This window comes from Desulfovibrio porci (genome assembly GCF_009696265.1).
Lineage (GTDB): Bacteria > Desulfobacterota > Desulfovibrionia > Desulfovibrionales > Desulfovibrionaceae > Desulfovibrio > Desulfovibrio porci.
Map to the genome: position 1 here is coordinate 168,183 of NZ_VUMH01000001.1, position 23,264 is coordinate 191,446.

Consider the following 23,264-nt stretch of genomic DNA (forward strand, 5'->3'; position numbering starts at 1 on the left):
ATCATGAAGACCATCTATCTCGACAACAACGCCACCACAGCCGTGGCTCCGGAAGTGCTCGCGGCCATGCTGCCCTATCTGGGCGAACTGTACGGCAACCCCTCAAGCATGCACAGCTTCGGCGGCCAGGTGGGCGAGGCCGTGGATACGGCCCGCGAACGCATGGCCGCCCTGCTGGGGGCCGACCCGGATGAGATCATTTTCACCTCCTGCGGCTCGGAAAGCGACAATACGGCCATCTGGTCCGCTCTCCAGACCCAGCCGGAAAAGCGCCACCTGATCACCACCCGCGTGGAGCATCCGGCGGTGCTCAATGTGGTCCAGTACTGGGAACGCCAGGGTTATCACGTGACCCTGCTCGGCGTGGACGGCAAGGGCCGCCTGGACCTGGACGAATACGCCGCCGCCCTGTCCGACGACACGGCCCTGGTGTCCGTCATGTTCGCCAACAACGAGGTGGGCGACATCTATCCCATTCAGACCATGGCCGAAATGGCCAAGGAGCGCGGCGTGCTCTTTCACACCGACGCAGTGCAGGCCGTGGGCAAAACGCCCATTGACCTCCGCCATCTGCCGGCGGACATGCTCTCCCTGTCCGGGCACAAGATTCACGCACCCAAGGGCATCGGCGTGCTCTATGTGCGCAAGGGCGTGCGCTTCCGGCCGTTTCTGCGCGGCGGCCATCAGGAGCGGGGCCGGCGGGCAGGCACGGAAAACGTGCCCTACATCGTGGGCCTGGGCATGGCCGCCCAACTGGCCATCGATCACATGCAGGAAGAGCGGGTCAACGTGGCCCGCCTGCGTGACAAGCTGGAAAGCGGCTTGCTGGAGCGCATCCCGGACTGCATGGTCAACGGCGATGTGGAAAACCGCCTGCCCAACACCAGCAATATCGCTTTCAAGAATGTGGAAGGCGAAGCCATCTTGCTGATGCTCGACCGCCTGGGGATCTGCGCCAGCTCCGGTTCGGCCTGCACCTCGGGCAGCCTTGAGCCTTCGCATGTGCTCAGGGCCATGGGCGTGCCCTTCAACTATGCTCACGGCTCGGTACGCCTCTCCCTCTCCCGCTACACCACGGAAGAGGATGTGGATTTCGTAATTGAAAACTTCCCGGGCGTAATCCAGACCCTGCGGGCAATTTCTCCCTTCAAGAATTGAATCGCCCCGCTGTCCCGGCGCCGGAGGGCTTTGTCCCTCCGGCGTTTTTTTTGCGCCTTTCCAGCGGCGGCCCGCATGCCGTCATCGCCAATAATCATCTACAAAACAATGTGCATTTACTGAAAAGTGTGAAGCCCCTTGCCTCCTGAAGCACTATGATTTAGTTTTACACAGCCCTTCAGGATTTCCCTCCGGGAGGGGCACGAATATGTGAGGCCGCATGCGGACGCCCCGTCTTTTTGACCTGCTCAGTTTTTTTTCCACAGCGCTGGACATTGTGACGCCGGCGCTGGCCGGACACCATGCGCGCGTGGCCTGGCTGAGTCTGCGTATGGCGGAAAAGCTGGGTTATGACCGCCGTACCCGTACCCGTCTGCTGACCGCCGCCATTCTGCACGATATCGGCACGGTGCCCATGAAAACAGAAACCAGGGATCTGGTTTTCGAAATCAATGAGGGCCCCCACTGCCGGGCGGGTTGGGCGTTCTGTAAAACCGCCGGTCTGCCCAGGACCATCTGCAACATGGTCCTCCACCATCATACGCCCTGGAACGCGGCCCGCCATGACGACGACGCCCGCTTGGGCAACCTCATCCATCTGGCGGACAGGCTGGACATCCTCCTGCGCGCCCAGAAAACCGAGGGCTTCGCTGCTGAGGTGGAGCGTCTTTGCCGCCAGCGCGAAAAGTTCGCTCCCCGTTATCTGGAGGCCCTGCACGCTCTGGCCGGGGACCGGGAAATCACGGAACAGAGCGGGCGCACGCAGTCCATGCTCCGGCATCTGGGCGAGATCGCCCCCCAGGAAGGCCTGAGCCCGCAAAAGCTGCTGAAAGTATGCGGGCTGTTTTCCCAGATCATCGACTCCAAAAGCCCGTTTACCGCCACCCACTCCAGCGGCGTGGCCCATACGGCCCGCGCCCTGTTCCGGCGCAGCGGCCTGGCCGACGCCACGGAACTTTCCGCCATTTTTGTGGCCGGCCTGCTGCACGACATCGGCAAACTGGCCGTGCCTTCGGATATTCTGGAAAAACCGGCGGCTCTCAGCCCTGACGAATTTGACATCATCAAGCGGCATGCCGAAGTGGGTCTGCAGTTGCTGGGCGGCGTGCCCGGTTTCGCCTGCATCCGGAACTGGGGCGGCCTGCACCACGAACGCCCCGACGGTTCGGGCTATCCTCTGGGCCTCAGCGGACGCAGCTTTCCTTTGCCCGCGCGAATCATGGCCGTGGCCGACGTTTTTACCGCATTGACCGAAGACCGGCCCTACCGCGAAGGCATGCCCGTCGGCGAAGCCCTGGAGATCATGCGGGATATGGCCCGGCGCGACGCTCTGGACCGCGACATGGTGAGCCTGCTGGCCGACGACGTGGAGCGGATCAACCAAGCCCGTCTCCGTGGTCAAGGCAAAGCCGCTGAAAACTTTCAACAGTTGCGCGTCCTGTGCCGCAAGCCGGGCAAAGCGGAACCCATCTGGGCTGCGTCCGTCCACGTCTGCGACGAGAGCAAGACATGCGACAGGAATGTAATATAATGGTGAACGCTTCTTTTTTTCTGCTGATTTGCGGCCTGCTGGCGGGCGCGGCCACGGCTCTGGCGCCCGGCGCTCCCTTGGACCGGCTGCTGCCCCTTCTGGCCCTGCTGCTCGGCGGTTGCGGCCTGGTCATGCTGTACCGGGCGCTCCTGGTCCCGGCCAAAAAACTGGAACGGGACCTGCGCGGGATGAATGCCGACACGCCCCGGGCCCGCGACGCCGCCTACGGCGCGTTGCGCCCCGTGGCGGAAGCCGTGTCCGCTCATACGGCGGAATTGCGGCGCAAGCGGGCTCAGGCCCGGCGGGACGCCGAGGATGCGGCCCAATCACTGGAGGAATGGCGGGAAAAATATAACCTGATGTTGGCCGGGCAGCAGTTGATCCGGGAAAATCTGGCGGACAGCGCCAAACGCACGCGCGCGCTTTCCGGCGAACTGTCCCGCCTTTTGCGCGCCATGTCCGAAACCGCGCCGGACGCGGCCCCGGACAGCCACGCGACGCTCTCACGCCGCGCGCGCGGCGCGAATACGCTGGTTGAGCAATTTTTGAAAAAATTCGACAGCGACCTGGAATTTCTCAATTCCTGCCTGTCTCAGGTGGAAAAATTCACCGACGGCGCGCAAACGGGACGGCAGACAGCTCTCCAGCCCGCCAACGACGGCATTGTTGTCTGGTCGGACGCGCTGTCCACCGGCGTGCCGGCCATTGACGGGCAGCACAAGCTGCTGCTGTCCTACATCAACAAGCTGCACCGGGCCATCCGGAACGGCAGGGACGAAAAGACCCTTCTGGAAGTGCTGGACGCTCTGGCGGGCTATGCTTTCACCCATTTCAACACTGAGGAAATCTTTTTCTGTCACTCCGACTACCCGGACGCGAACCGGCACATCCAGATTCACGAGCAGTTCAAGGCCAAAGTCATGGAGTTCCGCGACGCGGTTTCGGACGGCAAGGCCAATGTGGATATGGAAGTGCTGGATTTTCTGAAAAACTGGCTTATTGAGCACATTCAGGGCATGGACGTCGCCTTTGCGCCCTATCTGGCCAAGATTGCGGACGGTGATCGGCCCTGAATCCGGACCGCCGGACTCAGGCCACGTTTCGGCCTTTCCCGGCGGCCAGCGCGCGCCGTTGCTTCCTGTCCAGCAGCCGTTGATTGGAGCTGCCTCGAAAGAGCAGTTCCAGATCCCGCAACGCTTCCACATATGGCCCGTCGATAAGCAGGTCGGTCAATTCCAGCAGGCGGGCGATGTCCGGCTCATTGCCGCGTTCCGTCCGCGCCAGCAGGACTTCATAAGTATAGCCGGTATAGGTGACCACGTCACCGCCCCTGGCACGGACTCTTTCGGCCACGGCGCAGAGCGCCCCGGCCTGGAGAAAGGGTTCGCCGCCGGAAAAAGTGACGCCGGCCAGAAGCGGATTTTCGTCGTATTGCGCGAGGATTCCCTCCACGTCACGGACAAAACCGCCCTCCCGGTCGTGCGTTTCCGGATTATGGCAGCCCTTGCAGCCGTGTGGACAGCCTTGGGTAAAGAGCACGAAGCGCAGGCCCGGGCCGTCCACAATGGATTCCTCCACAATGCCGGACAGACGCAACCGCGTCCGGTCCGGCATTGTGGAAGCGATGCCGTGTTCAGGCATGCCGGACCCGGTCGTGCTCCTCGGCGCGCTTGGCGTTATTGAAGCGGTCCAGGGTGCCCACCAGATAACCGGTGATCCGGCGGATGCGCTCAAAGCCCACGCCCTGGCCCACCATTTTCTGTTTCACTTTCGTTTCCTCAAACAAGCGTGATTCCATCAGCATTGCCACAGTCTCCTTTTCATTCTCAGAGCAGATTAATACTAAGAACTTACATTCTTAATGCTTGAAGCCGGTCACTTCCGCGCTCAACAGCGCGAATAACTTGCGCTTACGCCTTTCGTGGCGGGCGACTGCTCTCGCAGCCGCCAAAGCAATGTAACGTTATATTGCTCTAACGTTATAAAATGTTTTCCCCGGTTCCGGAGAACCGGGATTCAATCGCATGGTGATCCGCCCCGCCTGCTCATTCCCATTTGGGGGTCTGCGGAAATTTCCTGCGCAGTTCCCGCAGCGTTTCCAGGCTCACGCCCTCGCCCTCGCGGCGGCCGCAACGCGGGCAGACGTCGTCGATGACGCCCGTATAGCCGCAGACGGGGTCACGGTCCAGCGGATGGTTGATGGAGCCGTAGCCCACGCCCTGATCGTGCATGTACCGGATGATCCGCTCAAAGGCCTGCAGATTTTTGCAGGTATCGCCGTCCAGTTCCACATAGGTGATGTGTCCGGCATTGGTCATGGCATGGTAGGGCGCTTCCAGCTGGATCTTTTTAAAGGCCTTGATGGGATAGTAGACCGGCACGTGGAAGGAATTGGTGTAATAGTCGCGGTCCGTGACGCCGGGAATGCTGCCGTAGCGCTCCCGGTCCAGAGCCACGAAGCGCCCGCTCAGGCTTTCCGCCGGAGTGGCGATAAGCGAGAAATTCAGGCCGGTCCTTTCCGCCTCATCGTCGGCGCGGCGTCGCATGTGCCCGATGATCTCCAGGCCCAGCTTCTGGGCCTCTTCGCTCTCGCCGTGGTGCACGCCCAGCAGGGCCTTGAGGGCCTCGGCCAGGCCGATGAAGCCCACAGTCAGGGTGCCGTGCTTGAGCACCTCGCCGATGCTGTCGTCCCAGTCCAGTTTGCCGGAATCCAGCCAGATGCCGTTGCCCATGAGGAAGGGATAATTGCGCACCTTCTTGGCGCTCTGGATCTTGAGCCGGTGCAGCAACTGGCGGAAGACCAGATCAATCTTGTCGTCCAGCAGGGCGTAAAATTTCTCCACGTCGCCGTGGGCCTCCAGGCCCAGACGCGGCAGGTTCACGGAGGTAAAGCTCAAATTTCCGCGCCCGCAGGTCACCTGGCGCTCCGGGTCGTGCACGTTGCCCAGCACGCGCGTGCGGCAGCCCATATAGGCCACTTCGCTATTGTAATCGCCGTTCTTGTAATACTGCAAGTTGAACGGCGCGTCGAGGAAGCTGAAATTGGGGAAGAGGCGTTTGGCCGAAGTCTCCATGGCCAGTTTGAACAGATCGTAGTTGGGATCGCCGGGATTGTAGTTGACCCCTTCCTTGACCTTGAAAATCTGCACCGGAAAAATGGAGGTTTCGCCGTTGCCCAGGCCCGCCTGGGTGGCCAGGAGCAGGTTTTTCATAACCATGCGGCCCTCGGCGGAGACGTCCGTGCCGTAGTTGATGGAACTGAACGGCACCTGGGCTCCGGCCCGGGAATTCATGGTGTTCAGATTGTGAATCAGCGCCTCCATGGCCTGATACACGCGGCGGTCCGTATTGCCCAGGGCTTCCTCCACGGCATACGTGTGGGCGCGCCCGGCCAACTCCCGCCACTGCGCGGACGCGTGCTCAGCCAGGGCGCGGGCCAGCGCCTCGGCCCCGGCCTCGTCAATGGCGACGGCCGGGCTCAGACCGGCGGCCTCCAGCAGTTCCCCGGCCAGCGTCTCGGCCGAGGCGGCGTCCAGGCCGCCCGCGATACGCAGACAGGCGCAGAAAGCCTTGCGGTATTCCTTGGCGTAGGTTTTGGCCACGCCGGGCGCCATGGCGAAATCAAAATGCGGCACGCTCTGGCCGCCGTGCATTTCATTCTGGTTGGCCTGAATGGCGATGCAGGCCAGGGCCGAATAGCTTTCAATGGAATTGGGCTCGCGCAGATAGCCGTGCCCGGTGGAGAACCCGTTTCTGAACAGCGGGATCAGGTCAATCTGGCAGCAGGTTTCCGTGAGCATGTAGAAATCTTTGTCATGGATGTGAATGTCGCCATTGCCGTGCGCGGCCGAGGCGTCCTTGGGCAGGATGTAGTTGTCGATGAAAAACTTGGAGCCCTCGGAGCCGTATTTGAGCATGGTGCCCATGGCCGTATCGCCGTCGATATTGGCGTTCTCCCGCTTGATGTCCTCCCGGATGGCCGGGGAGTACGTCAATTTTTTATAAATATCCATGAGATAGGATTCCGCGTTGCGCATCTTGGCGTGCTCGGCGCGGTAAAGAATATAGGCCTTGGCGGTTTTGGCGTAATCGTACTGGATCAGGCTTTCTTCCACCACATCCTGGATTTCCTCCACGCTGCAGAGATTGCGCTCGTCCAGCTTTTTGCAGACTTTTTCCGTAACGAAGAGCAGGTCCGTGGGGGACATGTCTTCGCCGCCCACGGCCTGATTGGCCTTGGTGATGGCGTTGAGAATCTTGACGGAATCAAAGGGCACGGACGCGCCGTCCCGTTTAATGATAGTGGCGGGCATGAAAAACTCCGGGCATGGGGGGCTGGTACGGTAAAAATACCTCCCCCCAAGAGACGGGCGGAGGAGGAAGCTTGTCCTCATTGCCGGATCTGTCGGCAAAAGCCCCGTTGCCGATGATCCATCCACAGAAACGATGTACGAAAGCAGGTCTTCCGGCTTGCCGGCTCACTTTTCGGCCTTCCCGGAACATGTCCAGTGGCGCACGGGGAAAAGCGGCATCAGTTCGGCGTACGGCGGCGGGTCCGCTCCCGATTTGAACGGGATTCCCTATGAAGCCCCGAAGGGCGCTTCCGTAAGTCTAGAGATAGTCAAAACCCCCCCCTTCTGTCAATGCGAAGCGCGAAAAAAGCCTTCCTTGCTTCGTGATAACATATTGAATTATAATGTATTTTTTTTCACAAACAGACGACACGACGCGTCAAACCCGGCATGATCGCCCGCGACGCGAAAAAGGCCGGGCCGGCGGGATGAGCGGCGGTTTCGCGCTACAGGCGGCTGCCGGGAGGCAGGTCACATCTGGAGGCTCTGGCTGTCATGAAAATGGGCGCTTCTCCGGACAGTGCGGCCGTTGAGTATCTGGACGGCAAGGGATTCGAAACGGGTCATATCCTCTGCGGAAAACTGCAAAGGCGGGCTATTCCGCCGCGCCGCCCGCTTCCCTGCCGAGCTGGCTTTCTATCCAGAAAGCCAGGCCGGGCGCGCCCTCCTCACCCACAGGCCGCCAGTCCAGAGTTTCATCCCGACGCGTTGCGGACAGATAGCGCACAAAACGCAGATGCAGGTTCAGGGCCGTATCTTTTTTATTGCGGCAGACGGCCGTACTGCTGGCGGCCAGGAAAAATTTGCGGAAGACGCCTTCCGGCCCGTTGCAGTCCAGATAAAGCAGGCAGAGCGTATCCTGAGTAATGTCCATGGCATGAAGCAGTTCGTAATTGACCAGCCGCACGAAGGCGCCGCCGGCGGAAACGTCGATCAATTGTATCTGTTGCTCCAATTCCCGGCTGTAGTGGCTCATGTAGACCTGCACCTGACCGCGCTGTTCCGGCAGCATGGGCGCGAACCAGAAGCGGAATTTATTGAGCATGCCCGGCCGCACGCGCAGCCGCTCATGGCGGCGCAGTTCCCGCCACAAAAAACGGAACGGCGTCTTGACGATGATCTCCGTCAACCGGTTCCGGGCATCGCGCCGCACCTCCCGCACTCGGCAGGAGCAGTAAAACCCATGGCGCGGCCCGCTGTGTTTGCCGCGCTCTTCCCCGTCCTCCGGGATTTCTTCCGGCTCGGCTTCCATGTCCGGCTTGAAATAGATCCGGCATTCCCCGCCGCTCAGTTCAGCGGGAAGCGGGGTTTCCGCCATGCTCAGAACCGTGATGTCGCGAGCAGTGAAGGTCACGAGGCAGAGCAGCGGCCCAGCCTCGCGCGGGCGTCCGTCATAGGTGAGACTGACCGGAATGGCTCGGTCGCGCACGTATTCCAGGGCGGCGGCAATATCGGGACGCCAGAGGCAGTGAGACATGAAGCGGAGCTCCTGTCATCTCCATGAGATGCGGATCATGTTCGTTATTTTCCAAGGATGCTTCATAGATAACCCAGTCGGACAGCCCCTGTAAAGACGCGAAAACGCCCCGCCGCGGTAGTGCATTGCTGACCGGGGCGGGGCGTGCGTTTCAAACGTCAAGCACGAATGCTACGGCAAGAGGGTCACCTCATAGGCATTGGCCGGTTCCAGGTACTTGCGGGCCACGGCCTGCACATCCGCCGGGGTCAAAGCGGCTGCCTTGTCCAGCAGTTGCTTCTGGAAATCCTGCGGATAGCGCAGCACGGCGTCCGTGGCCGCTTCACCGGCGCGGTCCGCCAGGCTCTGCCTGTCGCGCAGGTATTCGCCCAGCAGACGGTTGCTTCCGGCGGCCAGCAGGGCCTTGGGCAGGGGTTTGGCCTTGAGTTCGGCAATGATGCCGGCGAAACCCTTGCGGGCCTGTTCCACCTTGTCCGGCGTGGTGCCGATGTAGAAGGCCATGAAGCCCGTCTCCGGCATGCTGCGGTTAAAGGCGGTCACGGTATAGCCCAGCCCCTGTTCGTCGCGCAGGCTGCTGAACAACAGACCACTCTGGCCCGACAGCACGGCCTGCAGCAACATCAGGGCGGGCGCGTCCGGGTGGGTGGGCGGTACGGTCTTGAAGAGCTGCAACAGATGGGCCTGGTTGCGGCCTGGCAGATTCAGGTTCAGAGTTCTATCCCGACCCCAGACGGGCGCGGGCACGGCAAAGTCCCGCCTTTCAGGCGCGGGCAGGCTCCGGGCGAAAGCCAGCACGGCCTCGCGCTCAAAACTGCCCGCCACGGAGAGCACCCACGGCTGGCCGGACTGCCGGGTCCAGAAAGCCTGCACGTCCTTGCGGTCAAAGCCGTCCAGACTCTGCGGCGTGCCCAGACCGTCAAAGCCGTAGGACTGCCCGCCGGGATAGAGAAAAGGATTCAGCTTAGCGAACATATAGGCCAGGGGCCTGTCCGCGCGCTGGCGGATGGCGGATTTCATGTTCTCCACCTCGCGCCGCAGTTCCTTGGCCTCAAAGCGCGGTTTGGAGAACACGTCGGCCAGGACGCTGAAATAGTCGGCATTGAAGCGTGACGGCCCGGTCAGGGAGATGCCAAAGGTCTGCAAGCCCGCTCTGGCGGAAATGGCGGCCGCGCGCTCCGCGAAATAGCGCTCCACGCCCTGGGCGTCCAGTTTGCCGCTGCCGTCGGTGAGCAGGCGCGCGGTCAGGTCGGCCAGGCCCTGCTGTTCGGGCTTGAGCAGGGCCTGGCCGCCGGGCAGCATCAGATCAAGGGAGATATAGGGCACCGTGGCGTCGGGAATCAGGATCAGGGTGCGGCCCTGTCCCAACTGGACCACTTCGCGTTTTCCGGCGCTCGTTTCGGCCGTGGAGGTCTTTTGCGCACCGCTCCCGGCGGGCCAGTTCTTTTGTAGTATGGCGTCCAGGTCCGGCAGGGCCGCGCCTTCCGGCGCAAGCACGCGCACCCGCGCCTGTTCCGGCGCAAGCCAGCGGGCAATGGCGTTCTGCAACTGGCTTTCATCCACATTGCGCTGGGTGAAACGCAGATTGCGCTCCGCCTGCTCTCCGCCCAGATCAAACTGGATGGCGCCCTTCCAGGAGGCCAGACCGTTGAGGGTTTCCCCGGCCCGGTCCATGCCGTCCTCCAGATTGAACTTGGCCCGGCGCACGGCATCGGCGCTGAAGTCCTTTGCCGTGAGTTTGGCCAGATCTCCGGTCAATTCCCGCCAGAAGATCTCCAGCTTGCCGGGATCCAGCTGGGCGGTGATGGTCAGCAGGCCCGCGCGGGCCAGACTCATATTGTCAACGCTGATGCTGTCTACCAACTGCTTTTCATATTTATACTTGCGGTAGAAGGCCGAGGTGCCGTCGCCGCCCAGCAGATAGCTCAGCACGTCCAATTCCACGGAACGTAGGTCGCGCAGGCCGGGCGCGGGAAGGGCGATGCCCAGATAGACCTTGTTCCAGGGGCCGCGGCTCACTTCCACACGCGGGCCGCCCGCCGCATCAGTCAGGTCCAGGGGCTGGGGCACGGGCAGATCCCCGCTGTTCTTCAGACCGCCGAAAAGCTTCTGGGCATAGGCCAGCACCGCGTCCGGCTCAATGTCGCCGGCCACCAGCAAGAGCATATTGCGGGGCTGATACCAGCGCTTGACGTAATCGCGCAGATCCTGGGCCGTAACCGCCTTGATGGTGTCCACATAGCCGATGATCGGACGGCCGTAGGGCGTATTTTTGAGCCCCGCCACCTGAAGGTTTTCATAGAGCTTGCGCATGGGCGAATCCTCGCCACGCTGAAGCTCGGAAATGACCACGTTTTTTTCGGCTTCCAGCTCCTTGGGATCCAGCTGGGCTTGAAAGGCCATATCCTTGACCACGTCCATGCCCGTGCGCCAGTGGGCGGCGGGCATGTCGGTCATGTACCAGGTCTTGTCGAAGCTGGTGGCCGCGTTGAGGTAGCCGCCCAGAGCCTCCACGTCGCGGGCCACCTGCCCTTTGGGCCGGTGTTCCGTGCCTTTGAAAACCATGTGCTCCAGCAGATGACTGATGCCCGCATGGCCCGGCTCTTCATTGGCCGAGCCCGTGCGCACGTACAGACGGGTGCAGACCAGGGGAAAGCGCGCGTCCCTGAGGATATATACGGTGAGTCCGTTGGGCAGCCGGACCAGACGCTCGGCGGCGGAAGCGGCCCGCGCCGGCGTTGCCGCCGTAGCCGCCGACGTGCTTATGGCTATGAACAGCGTCAGAATGAACAGAGAAACGATATGTCGCATGAAAACTCCTGAGAAACAGGTTGCAAGCCTTCCGCCAGCCGGCCGCATGGCGCGGGCGTCCGCCGGAAACAGCCGTTCGGTGCAGGTACAACAAAGCCGGATGGAAGGCGTTTTGCGCATTCCATCCGGCAATAGTAGTTACTGCCGCCATTCAAGGCAAGCGGGGAAAAGTCCCGCCCGCGGGGCTCAGGCGCTGAGCGTGGCGATCAATTCGCGCAACGCGTCCTGGGCCTTTTCATTGGGCACCTGACAGGTGCCGGCGGCCAGATGCCCGCCCCCGCCGTGGGCCAGCATGACCTGACCAATGTTCACGGTGCTGGAGCGGTCCAGAATGGACTTGCCCACGGCAAAAACCGTATTTTGCTTTTTCAGGCCCCAGAGCACGTGCATGGAAATGTTGCACTGCGGAAAGAGCGCGTAAATCATGAAGCGGTTGGTACACCAGATGACCTCCTCATCGCGCAGGTCCAGCACCACCAGCTTGCCGTGCACCGAGGAACAGCGCTTGATCTGCTCCACGGCCTTGGGCTGCTGCTCGAAATAGAGGTCCGTCCGTTCCTTCACATCGGGCAATTGCAGAATGTCCTCAATGAGATTGGTGCGGCAGTACCCGATAAGTTCCATCATCAGGTCGTAGTTGCTGATCCGGAACTGGCGGAAGCGCCCCAGGCCGGTACGCGGATCCATGATGTAATTGAGCAGGGTCCAGCCTTCGGGCGCGAGGATATCCTCTCTGGAGTACCGGGCGGAATCGGCCTGATCCACGGCGCGCATCATTTCCTGCGGGATGCCCACAAAACGCTCCCGCCCGCCGAAATACTCATAAACGACGCGGGCCGCCGAGGGCGCGTCGGGATCAATGACGTAGTTCTCGGGCCGCGCGCCGCCCAGACGCAGGGTTTCGGAAAGGTGATGGTCGAAGACCAGATGCGCGTTGGGATTGTACGGCAGGTTGGTGGTGATGTCGCCGCCGGTGATTTCCACCTTGCCGTCCTGCATATCCTTGGGATGGACGAACTTGATGCCGTCCAGCATATCCATTTCTTTCAACAGCACGGCACAGACCAGACCATCAAAGTCGCTTCGGGTCACAAGCCGGTATTTTTTCTCAGCCATGCCAATCAGCTCCTGTAAGTGTATTTTCCGAGATACGCCTCTCCGGAAGGAAAGATATCCATCCGGACACCACCTCAGACGTGTTCTTCATGTCTTATGACTTCATCCGCGAATTTTTCAAGCGTATAAGACGCGGCAAGATTCACATTTTCTTTAACCGGCTTCACGAAACGATTGAGAATTTCCTTCAGGCGCGGATTTTGCAATCAGGGGGAACAGCCTCCAATGCCCGCAAGGATGCAATGGGCAGGCCGTGCTCGCACAGGGCAAAAATCTTTCCTGATCCCTGAGGTGGAGAAAGAGGATCAACCGCCCAGATAGGCTTCCTTGACCTTGGGATTTTCCAGCAGCTCCCGGCCCGGCCCTTCCAACACCACCCGGCCCACCTCCAGAATGTAGGCATAGTGGGCCACGGAAAGCGCGGCAAAGGCGTTCTGTTCCACCAGAAGCACGGTTTTGCCCTCAGCGTTGATCCGCTTGATGATCTCGAAAATCTCACGCACCAGCAACGGGGCCAGACCCAGCGAAGGCTCGTCAAGCATGAGCAGGTCCGGGCGGCTCATCAGCGCCCGGCCCACGGCCAGCATCTGCTGCTCGCCGCCGGACAGCGTGCCGCCCTTCTGCCAGCTCCGCTCCTTGAGGCGCGGGAAAAGGCTGTACACCCACTCCAGGTCCGCCGCGATCTCATCCTTGTCCTTGCGCGAATACGCGCCCAGATAAAGATTTTCCTCCACGCTCAGGTGCGGCAGGATGCGGCGACCCTCGGGCGACAGGGAAATGCCCTTGCGCACCATGTCTTCAGGTTTCAGGCCCCTGAGGGATACCGGCTCCTCGCCGTCATGCCGGGTAAAGAAAATCTCCCCGCTGATCGTTTTGTTCAGCCCGGCGATGGAGCGGATGATGCTGCTCTTGCCCGCGCCGTTGGCCCCGATCAGGGTCACTATGCTGCCGCGCGCAATGGAAAGGCTGACGCCCTGCACGGCCTGGATGCCGCCGTAGCGCACATGAAGATCGCGTATTTCAAGCATGCTGCACCGCCACGTCCTCACCCAGATAGGCGCGGATGACCACAGGATTGTTGCGCACGGCCTCGGGATCGCCCTCCGCGATCAGCGCGCCGTACTCCATGACCCAGATATACTGGCATACGCCCATGACCACTTTCATGTCGTGCTCGATAAGCAGAATGGTCAGATCGAACTCGTCCCGGATATGCTGGATGAAATGCATCAGCCCCAGGCTTTCCTGAGGATTCATGCCCGCCGCCGGTTCGTCCAGCAGAAGCAGGCGCGGTTCTGTGGCCAGGGCGCGGGCTATTTCCAGGCGGCGCTGAGCGCCATACGGCAGGCTGCCCGCCTTTTCATACAACTGATCGCCCAGGTTCACGCGCTCGGCCAGTTGCCGCCCCTTGCGGGCAATGTCCGCCTCTTCCCGGTAATAACGCGGCAGGCCCAACGGAGCCATCCACCAGGGGCAGTGGCGGCGCACATGGCAGCCCACCATGATATTCTCCAGCACGGTCATCTGCTGCGAAAGCCGGATATTCTGAAAGGTACGGGCCATGCCCAGACGGCAGATGTCATAGGGTTTGCGGCCCTTGATGCTCTTGCCCGCGAAAACCACATCTCCTTCCTGGGGGGTGTAAAAACCGCTCAGCACGTTGAACACCGTGGTTTTGCCGGCGCCGTTAGGGCCGATAATCCCCACGATGGTCCCCTGCGGAACGGCCAGGGTCAGCTCGCTCACGGCCGTCACTCCGCCGAAGCGCATGGTCACGTCCCTGGCCAGCAGCAGCGCGCCCGCATAGTCGGGCGGCGTGGGCAATACAAAGCCGCTCATGCCTTATGCCTCCTCAGGAAGGCGAAAATCCTCGTCCAGGTCAGTTCGCGCGTGCCCATGATGCCCTCGCGCCGGTAAAGGATGATCGCCAGCAGCACCAGTGAAAAAACCACCATGCGCATGCCCGGAATGCCGGGCAGTTCGATGAAACCCAGATTCATGGGCTCCTCGATGGCCCGCAGCCATTCCAGCAGGATGGTGATCACCGTGGCGCCGAGAATGCTGCCGGTCAGCGACCCCAGACCGCCGGCCACCACGAACATGAGCACGTTGAAGGTCAGCAGAAAGTTAAACATCTTGGGGTCGATGGTGGAAAGGTGGCTGCCCAGCAGCGCGCCGCCCACCCCCGCGAAAAAAGCGCCGATGCAGAAGGAAAGCACCTTGTAGCGAAAGACGTTGATGCCCATGACGCTGGCCGCGATTTCATTGTCGCGGATGCAGCGCAGCACGTTGCCGAAATTGCTGAACACCAGACGCGCCAGAACAATGAGGGTGAACAGCGCCCAGCCGTAACAGGCCAGCAACGTGGCATGGGACGGTATGCCCTTGATGCCCAGCGAACCGTTGGTCACGACCGTGGCGTTGACGATGAGCACGCGGATGATCTCGGCGAAACCCAGAGTGGCGATGCCCAGATAGTCGTCGCCCAGACGCAGCACAGGCACGGCGATGAAAAAGGCAAAGATCGTGGCCACCACGCCCCCGGCCAGCACGGACGCCCAGAAGGGAGTGAACAGCTCGGAGAAAGGCCAGATGATGGGTTCCAGAATCCACATCATCTCCTTCTGCTCCGGCGAAAGGATGCACAGGGCCGAGACATAGGCCCCCACGGCGATGAAGCCCGCGTGGCCCAGGGAAAACAGGCCCGTGAAGCCGTAAATCAGGTTCAGGGAGAGGGCCAGGATGATGTTGATGAAGATCAGCTTGGCGATGTAGATCTGGTAGTCGCCCAGAAAGCTTTCCGCCTGCCAGAGCGCGCAGCCCAGCAGAAACATAGCCGCAATGTTCAGGAGGGTGCTGCGGTTCAGACGCATCAGATTTTTTCCTCCATGCGTTCGCCCAACAGGCCCGTGGGCTTGAACAGCAGAACCAGCACCAGCAACACAAAGGCGAAGGCGTCGCGGTAGCCGGAAAGCTCGGGCATGAAAGCCACGGTCATGATTTCCACAAAACCCAGGGCCACGCCGCCGATCACCGCGCCCTGAATGGAGCCGATGCCGCCGAACACCGCCGCGATAAAGGCTTTCAGGCCGGGCATGATGCCCATGTAAGGGTGTACTTGCGGATAACGCAAGGCCCACATAATGCCCGAGGCCGCGGCCAGGGCCGAGCCCATGCAAAAGGTGAAGGCGATGATGTTGTCCACCCGCACGCCGAGGAGGCGCGTAGTCTCAATATCCTTGGAGATGGCCCGCATGGCCAGGCCCGGCTTGGTGCGGTAGACGATGTAGAGCAGAATGCCCACCAGCACGGCGGTCATGGCCGGGACGAAGGCCGTCAGGCGCAGAATGCGCAAGCCCCCCACCTGCCATTCCGAAACCAGCCATTCCGGCTGAAGCACGGGCCGGGGCTGACCGGTAAACACCACCACAGCGAGACTTTCAATGAAAAAGGACACCGCGATGGCGCTGATCAGGGCCGAAATGCGCGGGGCGTCGCGCAGGGGCCGGTAGGCCACCCGCTCGATGATCACACCCAGCAGGCTGGCCCCGGCGATGGCCATGATGGCGGCAATGCCCCAAGGCCAGCCGAAGGCGAAGGTGCCGAAAAAGACGAAATACGCGCCCACCATCAGGATGTCGCCGTGAGCGAAGTTGATCAGGCGCAGGATGCCGTAGACCATGGTATAGCCGATGGCGATCAGCGCGTAGAGCGACCCCAGGGTCAGGGCGTTGAAACAGTGCTGCAGAAACATGTCAAGGCTCATGGGCCACCTCTGGGCGCGCCCGCTCCTCGAAAACCGGCTCTGGCGACCCGGCCTTCGGACAGCGACGATCGCGCTGAACAATAAACGGACAACGCCCCGCGGCGGATTCCGCCGCGGGGCCATGACGTGCAACCGGTTTACTTGGGCGTTACTTCGCCCACATAGACGCGCTGGCCGTTCTTGTATTCGATGATGCCCACGGGCATTTCAGCGTCGTGGTTCTTGTTGATGGAGAGTTTGCCCAGAGCGGTGGGCAGACCCTTGGTTTCGGCCAGGGCCTTGGCGATGGCCTGGGGATCGGCCGAATTGGCTCGCTTGATGGCGTCCACGATCAGGAAGTAGCAGTTATAGCCCAAAGCGCCGTTCACGTTGGTTTCCTTGTCGGGATAGGCTGCTTTCCAGGCCTCGGTGAAGCGTTTGGCCTCGGGGCTCATGTTGGTCATTTGGGGATCATAGGGGAAGGTGGTGTGCAAAAAGCCTTCCGCCGCCTTGCCGCCCAGTTTGACGGTGTCCGGGTTATCCATGGCGTCCGCGCCCATCAGGCGGAAGGTCGCGCCCAGTTCGCGGGCCTGCTTCATGATGATGGCGCCTTCGGCGAAGTAGGCGGGCATGAAGACGATGTCGGGCTTTTTGGAGATCAACTCGGTGAGCTGGGCCGTGAAGTCCTGATCGCCGGAGCTGTACTTGAGGTTGGCCACCACTTCGCCACCCAATTTCTTGAAGGAGCGCGCGAAGAAACTGGACAGGCCCACGGCATAGTCGTTGGTCATATCCATGAGCACGGCGGCTTTTTTGAAGCCGAGATTTTCAAAGGCATAGGTGGCCGCGGCCGCGCCCTGGTAGGGATCGATGAAGCAGGCGCGGAAATAGTATTTCTTGCCCTGGGTCACCAGCGGGTTGGTGCAGGAGGTGCCCACGCCGGGCACTTTGGCTTTTTCGGCCACTTCAGCGCCGGCCATGGCCAGTGAGGAACCGTAGGTGCCGATAAGAGCCACGACCTTGTCGCGTTCCACAAGGCGTTTCACGGCATTGGCCGCTTCCACCTTGTCGGACTTGTTGTCCACCACCACAAGATCCACGGGACGGTCCAGCACCGTGGGCATTTCCTTCTGGGCCAGGCGCACGCCTTCCAGCTCCAATTGGCCGCCGAAGGCGTTCTGGCCGGTCAGCGGCAGGTACACGCCGATTTTGATGGGATCCTTGTCCGCGGCAGGCGCGGTCTGCGCTCCAAAACCCAGCGAAAGCGTCAGCGCGGCCAGCACCGCGAGATGTTTGCCCAGTTTCATCTAACCCTCCAGGTTGTGCGGTTCTCGACACGACAGACCCGCGCCGGTCGCCAAAGCGGCCCGCGGCGGCGGTCCTCCCGCCGCTGTGACAGGTATGTGTCGTTCAGTATAGACCACTTAGCCTTTTGCCGCAATTCACAAAAACAACATTCATCCCGGCCGGTCTATCTGTACATGGCCGCGTAGCGCGCGAAAAGCCGAAGGCTCGGCCGCGAAAAACGGTCCCATTCGGCATTGAGTTCCAGGCCCGGAATCAGGGCGCGGACCACGGGCAGATCCAGGTCCGCGCGGGTCAGCTCCACATAAAGCGGGCTTCTGCCGTGCCCGGCCAGGACGCATTCCAGAAGGCGGCGGTTGGCCTCGGCCGACGGGAGGCTGTAGTCCGGCAGGTCTTCCAGCACGCGCTCGGGCAGTCCGGCCAGACCGGGCCCGGAAGCCTTGCCGAAGGGGGCCGGTTGCGCCCAGACATAGGGCCAAGGCGTTTCGGTCAGCGCGGCCAGGGCGGCGCGCGCGCCGTTCAGATTGGCCCCGGTGGCCCGCGCCACACTGCCGTCGTGGGCTGTGACGAAGCACTGGTACACGGGCAGGCCCAACTCCGTGGTAATATCCTGAAACTGAACGCGGATGCCGCGCGCCGCGTAATCCTCCAGCAGACTCTGGATGCGCGGGTCGCGGCTTCTGAGGGTGAAGCAGCGCGCCCGGCTGAAGGGCGTGGTGGCCTCGGCGTCGCGCTCCAGAATTTCCGTAATCGCCGCCACCTTGGCCTCGTCCAGGCTGTTGCCCGACGCCAGGCCCGTGGAGCCTCCGGCCAGAAAAAGGTCCGGTTCGTCCAGATTGCAGAACAAAAAGACGGCCTGGGCCGGAACCAGCACTTCCGCGCCGTCCACGGCGCGGGACGCCAGCCAGTGTAAAGGCGCGTCCGGACAGGGCGCTTCCAGCGGCAGCAGATCGGGATTCAGCGTAGCCCTGCCCTGCTCCCTCAACTCCGCATGGCGGTCCTTGAGCAGCGGCAAGGGCTCCTTGCGGTCCAGCACCTGCCCGCCGCTCTCCTGTTCGCCCGGCCCCACGCTGACATAGGCGCTGGCCCGCTCCACAATTTCCATGGCGTAAGAGGCCCGGGCCTGGGCCAGCGACAGCCCCCGCCCATAAGCCGTGGCCTGGCCTCGCAGGCTGTGGGACAGGCGGCCGTTGCGCACATGCAGATCTACCTGCCAGGAACGCAGCAGGGCGATGGGCGAGAGCGAAGCCTCGTGGCGCATTTCCGGCCCGGCGATGAAGCCCGCTTCCATCAGGGCGTCCAGGGCGCGCAGAAATGTATCCTTGGCCGGGGGACGCTCGCGCGGCTCCCAGTTTTCAGCCGCCATGCGGGCGTGCTCGCGGGCCAGAATACCGGCGCGCGCCGCCAGTTCCTCCGCTGTTTTTTCCAGCGCTTCCGGGCTGAACAGCGGGGGGATATCCGCCTCGTCAGGCCGAGGCAGGGCGTGGTGCCCGCAGATATTGCCGCGAAACGCCGTACTCCAGGCCGCGGCGGCCTCGCGTTCCGGCTGGAGAGCGGCCCGCAGATAGACCGCCGGGCTGGCCGGGGCCAACCGCGTCACGGCGTCAGCCGGAAAGGGGGAAAAGGCCTCATACAGCTCCCGCCATGCGGGCAGCAGCAGCGCGCATTCCAACAGCAGACCGGCCAGGGCCGGTCGCAGAAAGACATCGGCAGCGGCATCGTAGCAGGTCGCGGCCAGATCGCGCAGTTCCTCCGGCTTCTTTTTACTCAGCGCCCGCAACAGATGCTGGTGCAGAAAATCGTCCAGAGGCGCGGCTTCCAGTTGCGTCAGCGCATCGTCCAGACTGAGGGACGGCGGCGGTTCGCAGGAAAAATAGCCGGTGGTGGCCAGAGTTTCAGCGTGGGTATAGGCGTAATCGATATGAGGAGCGGCGGGCGCTGCCCCGGAAAAATCTGAGGATCGGAAATGGCCGGACGACATGGTTCCTCGCGCTGGCAAAAGCTGTAAACAAAAAGCGGGCCGTGAGGCCCGCACATCGCGCAGAATAAACCGGGGAACCCCTGAGGGATTCCCCGGATACAAGACTGATTAACGCTTGGAATACTGGTACCGGGCGCGGGCCGCGCGCAGACCGTATTTTTTGCGTTCCTTCTTGCGGGCGTCGCGGGTCAGGAAACCCGCTTTTTTCAACACCGGACGCAGAGCCGGGTCCACCAGCAGCAGGGCGCGGGAAATACCGTGACGCACGGCTTCGGCCTGACCGGTCACGCCGCCGCCGGCCACATTGACGCGCACGTCCAGCTTTTCGGCCAGCTTGGCCAGCACCAGAGGCTGACGAATGATCATCTGGAGGGTCTTGCGGGGGAAATACTCCTCAAAGGAGCGCCCGTTAACCGTGATGCCGCCCGAACCGGCGTAAACGCGGGTACGGGCCGTGGCGGTCTTGCGGCGGCCGGTGCCGTATTCAAATTTTTCGCTCATGGCGTGCACTCCTTAGTAAGGCAGGGTCAGCGGCTGAGGATTCTGGGCCGTGTGCGGATGCTCGGGCCCGGCATAAATCTTGAGTTTCTTCAACATGGCGCGGCCCAGACGGTTCTTGGGCAGCATGCCGCGCACGGCGGACATCAGAACGCGCGAAGGCTTGTCGGCCAGCACATCGCCGAGGGTCGTGGTCTTGAGGCCACCTACCCAGCCGGAGTGCCGGTAATATTTTTTGTCGGTCATTTTCGCGCCGGTCACTTTGACCTTTTCGCAGTTGACGACCACGATGAAATCCCCGTTATCCATATGCGGGGCGAACTCAGGCTTGTGCTTGCCGCGCAGGCGATGGGCAATCTGGCTGGCCAGACGGCCGAGAACCTGATCCTGGGCGTCAACCACAAACCACTGGCGGTTGATGTCTTTGGGGGTAGGGCTGAACGTCTTCATCAGAAAGAACTCCTCACATCTGCTGGGATAAGCAGCAAAAAATATACGGCAGCCGTCAGGCTGAGAAAAATTCGTCCAGCGTCGCGCCGTCTAACGGGGTGGCGGCAGGATCACTGCAAAGGTCGATTTGATACGCCAAACTCTGAAACGTGTCAAGCGCCATCCGCGTCGGGCAAGGATTTTCCGGCCGGGCCGCGGCGCTTGAGCTTTATAGCCCATGACCGTATACTTTTGCTACTGACAATTTCACAGCGCGGGCCTGCGCCGAAACGCCCGCCCGCTCCCTCGCTTTTTTCAAGGACAGACTATGCCGGTTATTCGCAAGAGCCTGCTGCAACTGATCTTTTCCGGCGCGTATATGCTGCGCTGGAACGACAAGCTGCGCCCTGTGGAACTGCTGGAAATTGACAAACAGGCCCACAAAATGCTGCTGGCCTGCGTGCTCTGGCACGAAAATTCGCGCGACCTGCCGGAAGACCGGCACCTGGCCCTGGCCCGCGACATCATCGAGGGTGGTCTGTTCGATTATTTCTACCGCCTGATCATCACGGACATCAAGCCGCCGGTCTTTTACAAAATCAAGGAAAATCCCGTCCACTACCGCCAGCTCACAGAGCATGTCCTGGCCCGGCTGGAGCCGGTGCTCGCCCCGCTGGGAGATTTCTGGGAGCGCATGCGGGCCTGGCATCTGAGCGGCGACGAGAACGGGCTGGACCGGCGCATTCTCACGGCGGCCCATTTGTACGCCTCGCAGTGGGAATTTCATCTCATCAAGCCGCTCAACGGTTTTGACGATGAAATGGACGACATTGACCTTTCCTTTGTGGAGCGGCTGGATACTTTCCGCGACCTCAGGGGCATGGAGGCCATTCTCACGCCCAATACGGCCCTGGCCAAGCTGGCCAACCTCTGCGGTCAGCTGCGTTTCCAGATCCGCTGGACCCAGGCTCCGCGCATTCCGGCCACCTCGGTGCTGGGGCATATGTTCATTGTGGCCGCCTTCGCCTACTTCTTCAGCCTTGCGGTGGACGCCTGCACAGCCAGGGCCAACAACAATTTTTTCTGCGGCCTGTTCCACGACCTGCCGGAACTGCTGACCCGCGATATCATTTCCCCGGTCAAGCAGTCCGTGGCCAGCCTGCCCCTGATCATTAAAGAATATGAGGAAGCGGAACTGGAACGGCGCATTTTCCGGCCCCTGCGCGAACAGGGTTTCGGCCCCCTGGTGGAGCGCATTTCCTACTATCTGGGCCTGAGCGTTGGTTCGGAATTTCAGGAATGCCGGCGGGAGGGCGGCAAAATCATCAAGGTGGACGGCTTTGAAGCGCTCCAGCGCGGTTGCAACCGCGACGCCCTGGACCCCAAGGACGGCCAGATGCTCAAGATCTGCGACTGGCTGGCCGCTTTTCTGGAAGCGCACAGCTCCATCCGCAACGGAATTTCCTCGCCGCATCTGCAGGAGGCTCAGGCCCGGCTCAAAGCCAAGCTCTGCGAAAGCCCGCTGGAATGCCTGCATCTGGGCGCATTGCTGGCCGACTTCGACTAGGTGTTCATACAAAAAGGGGAGGTCGCCCTCCCCTTTTCATATTTTCGTCCGCTCCCGCGATCAGCGCAACTGACGCATGCGGCGGATGGCTTCTTCTGTATCCTCGGGCGAACCGAAGGCCGTCAGGCGCACATAGCCTTCGCCGCTGGCTCCGAAGCCCGCGCCCGGCGTGCAGACCAGGGCCGCCGACTGCAGCAGATGGTCGAAGAAACCCCAGGAATCCATGCCCTTGGGCACGCTCACCCAGATGTAGGGGGCGTTGACCCCGCCGAAGACCTCCAGGCCCATTTCCTTCACCGCCGCGCTGAGCAGGGCGGCATTGCTCTGATAGCCCCTGATCACGCCCTCAATCTGGCTGCGGCCTTCCTGACTGTACACGGCGGCGGCGGCGCGCTGCACGATGTAGGCGCAACCGTTGTACTTGGTGCACTGGCGGCGATTCCAAAGAGCGTTGAGCCCCGTCTTGCCGCCTTTGCCGTCGCTGATCTGCAGGGCCTTGGGCACCACGGTGTAGGCGCAGCGCAGGCCAGTGAAACCGGCGGTTTTGGAAAAACTGCGGAACTCCACAGCCACTTCCTGCGCGCCTTCCAGCTCATAGATGCTGTGCGGCACGTCCGGATCACGGATGAAGGCCTCATAGGCCGAATCATAGAGGATCACGCAGCCCTCGCGCCGGGCGTAGTCCACCCAGCCCTGCAGGGCCGCGCGGGAAAGCACGGTGCCCGTGGGATTGTTGGGATAGCAGAGGTAAATCATGTCCGGCCGGGTCTTGGGAAAATCCGGTACGAAATCGTTGGCCCTGACGCAGGGCAGATAGACAAGCCGGTTCCACTGCTTGCCCGCCATGTCCCCGGCGCGCCCGGCCATGGCGTTGGAGTCCACATAGACCGGGTAGACCGGGTCCGTGACGGCCACAATGCTGTCCGGGGCAAAGAGCTCCTGAAAGTTGCCCACATCGGACTTGGCCCCGTCACTGACGAAAATTTCATCTGGACTGAGGTTCACGCCGCGCGCCTTGTAGTCGTTCTCCATGATCAGGTCGCGCAGAAAAGCATAGCCCTGTTCCGGGCCGTAGCCGTGAAAATGTGCGGCGTCGCCCATTTCGTCCACGGCCTTGTGCAGGGCTTCCACCACCGCCGGGACCAGGGGGCGCGTCACATCGCCGATACCCAGGCTGATGACCCGGCTGTCGGGATTGGAATCCTTGAAATTAGCGACCTTGCGGGCAATGTCGGCAAAAAGGTAATTGCTCTGGAGCTTGAGAAAATTGGTATTGATCGTAGCCATGCTGTCCTCG

Annotated in this window: 19 protein-coding genes and 1 riboswitch; of the genes, 4 read left to right on the forward strand and 15 right to left on the reverse strand. The window is 61.8% G+C overall.

The window, feature by feature from the left end; all coding sequences use genetic code 11:
• Positions 1-3 precede the first annotated feature (3 nt).
• From nifS to FYJ44_RS00765, 3 genes are all read left to right on the forward strand, one after another.
• The gene (gene nifS / locus FYJ44_RS00755; RefSeq protein WP_154508255.1) at positions 4-1,158 is read left to right on the forward strand and encodes a cysteine desulfurase NifS; all 1,155 of its coding nucleotides are present in this window, start codon (positions 4-6) and stop codon (positions 1,156-1,158) included.
• Between the two features lie 220 nt (positions 1,159-1,378).
• Complete coding sequence (locus FYJ44_RS00760; protein ID WP_154508256.1) at positions 1,379-2,689, forward strand: HD domain-containing phosphohydrolase; 1,311 nt, start codon at positions 1,379-1,381, stop codon at positions 2,687-2,689.
• Positions 2,689-3,762, forward strand: coding sequence for a bacteriohemerythrin (locus tag FYJ44_RS00765; RefSeq protein WP_154508257.1), 1,074 nt, complete (start codon positions 2,689-2,691; stop codon positions 3,760-3,762). The genes FYJ44_RS00760 and FYJ44_RS00765 overlap by 1 nt, the downstream gene beginning before the upstream one ends.
• 16 nt (positions 3,763-3,778) lie before the next feature.
• On the opposite strand, the gene nrdG is transcribed toward FYJ44_RS00765, so the two are convergent.
• From nrdG to rplM, 14 genes are all read right to left on the reverse strand, one after another.
• A complete protein-coding gene (nrdG, locus tag FYJ44_RS00770) occupies positions 3,779-4,330 on the reverse strand; it encodes an anaerobic ribonucleoside-triphosphate reductase activating protein (protein ID WP_229772430.1) in 552 nt (183 codons plus the stop codon).
• Positions 4,323-4,493, reverse strand: a complete 171-nt coding sequence (nrdD, locus tag FYJ44_RS00775) for an anaerobic ribonucleoside-triphosphate reductase (protein WP_154508258.1) — start codon at positions 4,491-4,493, stop codon at positions 4,323-4,325. Before nrdD ends, nrdG begins: the two co-directional genes overlap by 8 nt.
• 241 nt (positions 4,494-4,734) lie before the next feature.
• Positions 4,735-7,002, reverse strand: coding sequence for an anaerobic ribonucleoside triphosphate reductase (locus FYJ44_RS00780; RefSeq protein ID WP_154508259.1), 2,268 nt, complete (start codon positions 7,000-7,002; stop codon positions 4,735-4,737).
• Between the two features lie 125 nt (positions 7,003-7,127).
• Positions 7,128-7,309, reverse strand: a riboswitch (cobalamin riboswitch).
• A gap of 327 nt (positions 7,310-7,636) precedes the next feature.
• Positions 7,637-8,518, reverse strand: a complete 882-nt coding sequence (locus FYJ44_RS00785) for a peptide synthetase (protein ID WP_154508260.1) — start codon at positions 8,516-8,518, stop codon at positions 7,637-7,639.
• Positions 8,519-8,689: 171 nt separating this feature from the next.
• Positions 8,690-11,326, reverse strand: coding sequence for a M16 family metallopeptidase (locus tag FYJ44_RS00790; protein WP_154508262.1), 2,637 nt, complete (start codon positions 11,324-11,326; stop codon positions 8,690-8,692).
• Between the two features lie 186 nt (positions 11,327-11,512).
• Entirely contained in the window at positions 11,513-12,442 is a 930-nt protein-coding gene (locus tag FYJ44_RS00795; protein WP_154508264.1) for a DHH family phosphoesterase, read from the reverse strand.
• Between the two features lie 305 nt (positions 12,443-12,747).
• Positions 12,748-13,470 carry an ABC transporter ATP-binding protein gene (locus FYJ44_RS00800; protein ID WP_154508266.1) on the reverse strand — a complete coding sequence of 241 codons (723 nt, stop codon included), beginning with the start codon at positions 13,468-13,470 and terminating at the stop codon, positions 12,748-12,750.
• Positions 13,463-14,281, reverse strand: a complete 819-nt coding sequence (locus FYJ44_RS00805; RefSeq protein WP_154508268.1) for an ABC transporter ATP-binding protein — start codon at positions 14,279-14,281, stop codon at positions 13,463-13,465. Before FYJ44_RS00805 ends, FYJ44_RS00800 begins: the two co-directional genes overlap by 8 nt.
• Entirely contained in the window at positions 14,278-15,315 is a 1,038-nt protein-coding gene (locus FYJ44_RS00810; RefSeq protein ID WP_154508270.1) for a branched-chain amino acid ABC transporter permease, read from the reverse strand. The genes FYJ44_RS00805 and FYJ44_RS00810 overlap by 4 nt, the downstream gene beginning before the upstream one ends.
• Complete coding sequence (locus FYJ44_RS00815) at positions 15,315-16,208, reverse strand: branched-chain amino acid ABC transporter permease (protein ID WP_154508271.1); 894 nt, start codon at positions 16,206-16,208, stop codon at positions 15,315-15,317. The genes FYJ44_RS00810 and FYJ44_RS00815 overlap by 1 nt, the downstream gene beginning before the upstream one ends.
• 137 nt (positions 16,209-16,345) lie before the next feature.
• Entirely contained in the window at positions 16,346-17,494 is a 1,149-nt protein-coding gene (locus tag FYJ44_RS00820; protein WP_154508273.1) for an ABC transporter substrate-binding protein, read from the reverse strand.
• A 164-nt stretch (positions 17,495-17,658) separates the two neighbouring features.
• The gene (locus tag FYJ44_RS00825) at positions 17,659-19,473 is read right to left on the reverse strand and encodes a YcaO-like family protein (RefSeq protein ID WP_154508275.1); all 1,815 of its coding nucleotides are present in this window, start codon (positions 19,471-19,473) and stop codon (positions 17,659-17,661) included.
• Between the two features lie 108 nt (positions 19,474-19,581).
• The gene (gene rpsI, locus FYJ44_RS00830; protein ID WP_154508277.1) at positions 19,582-19,974 is read right to left on the reverse strand and encodes a 30S ribosomal protein S9; all 393 of its coding nucleotides are present in this window, start codon (positions 19,972-19,974) and stop codon (positions 19,582-19,584) included.
• Positions 19,975-19,986: 12 nt separating this feature from the next.
• Entirely contained in the window at positions 19,987-20,421 is a 435-nt protein-coding gene (gene rplM, locus FYJ44_RS00835; protein WP_154508279.1) for a 50S ribosomal protein L13, read from the reverse strand.
• 307 nt (positions 20,422-20,728) lie between these two features.
• Between rplM and FYJ44_RS00840 the strand changes: the two genes are divergently transcribed.
• Positions 20,729-21,967, forward strand: coding sequence for an HD domain-containing protein (locus FYJ44_RS00840; protein WP_154508281.1), 1,239 nt, complete (start codon positions 20,729-20,731; stop codon positions 21,965-21,967).
• 60 nt (positions 21,968-22,027) lie between these two features.
• Here the strand turns inward: FYJ44_RS00840 and FYJ44_RS00845 are convergent, their stop codons facing one another.
• Positions 22,028-23,254, reverse strand: a complete 1,227-nt coding sequence (locus tag FYJ44_RS00845) for an LL-diaminopimelate aminotransferase (RefSeq protein ID WP_154508283.1) — start codon at positions 23,252-23,254, stop codon at positions 22,028-22,030.
• Positions 23,255-23,264 lie beyond the last annotated feature (10 nt).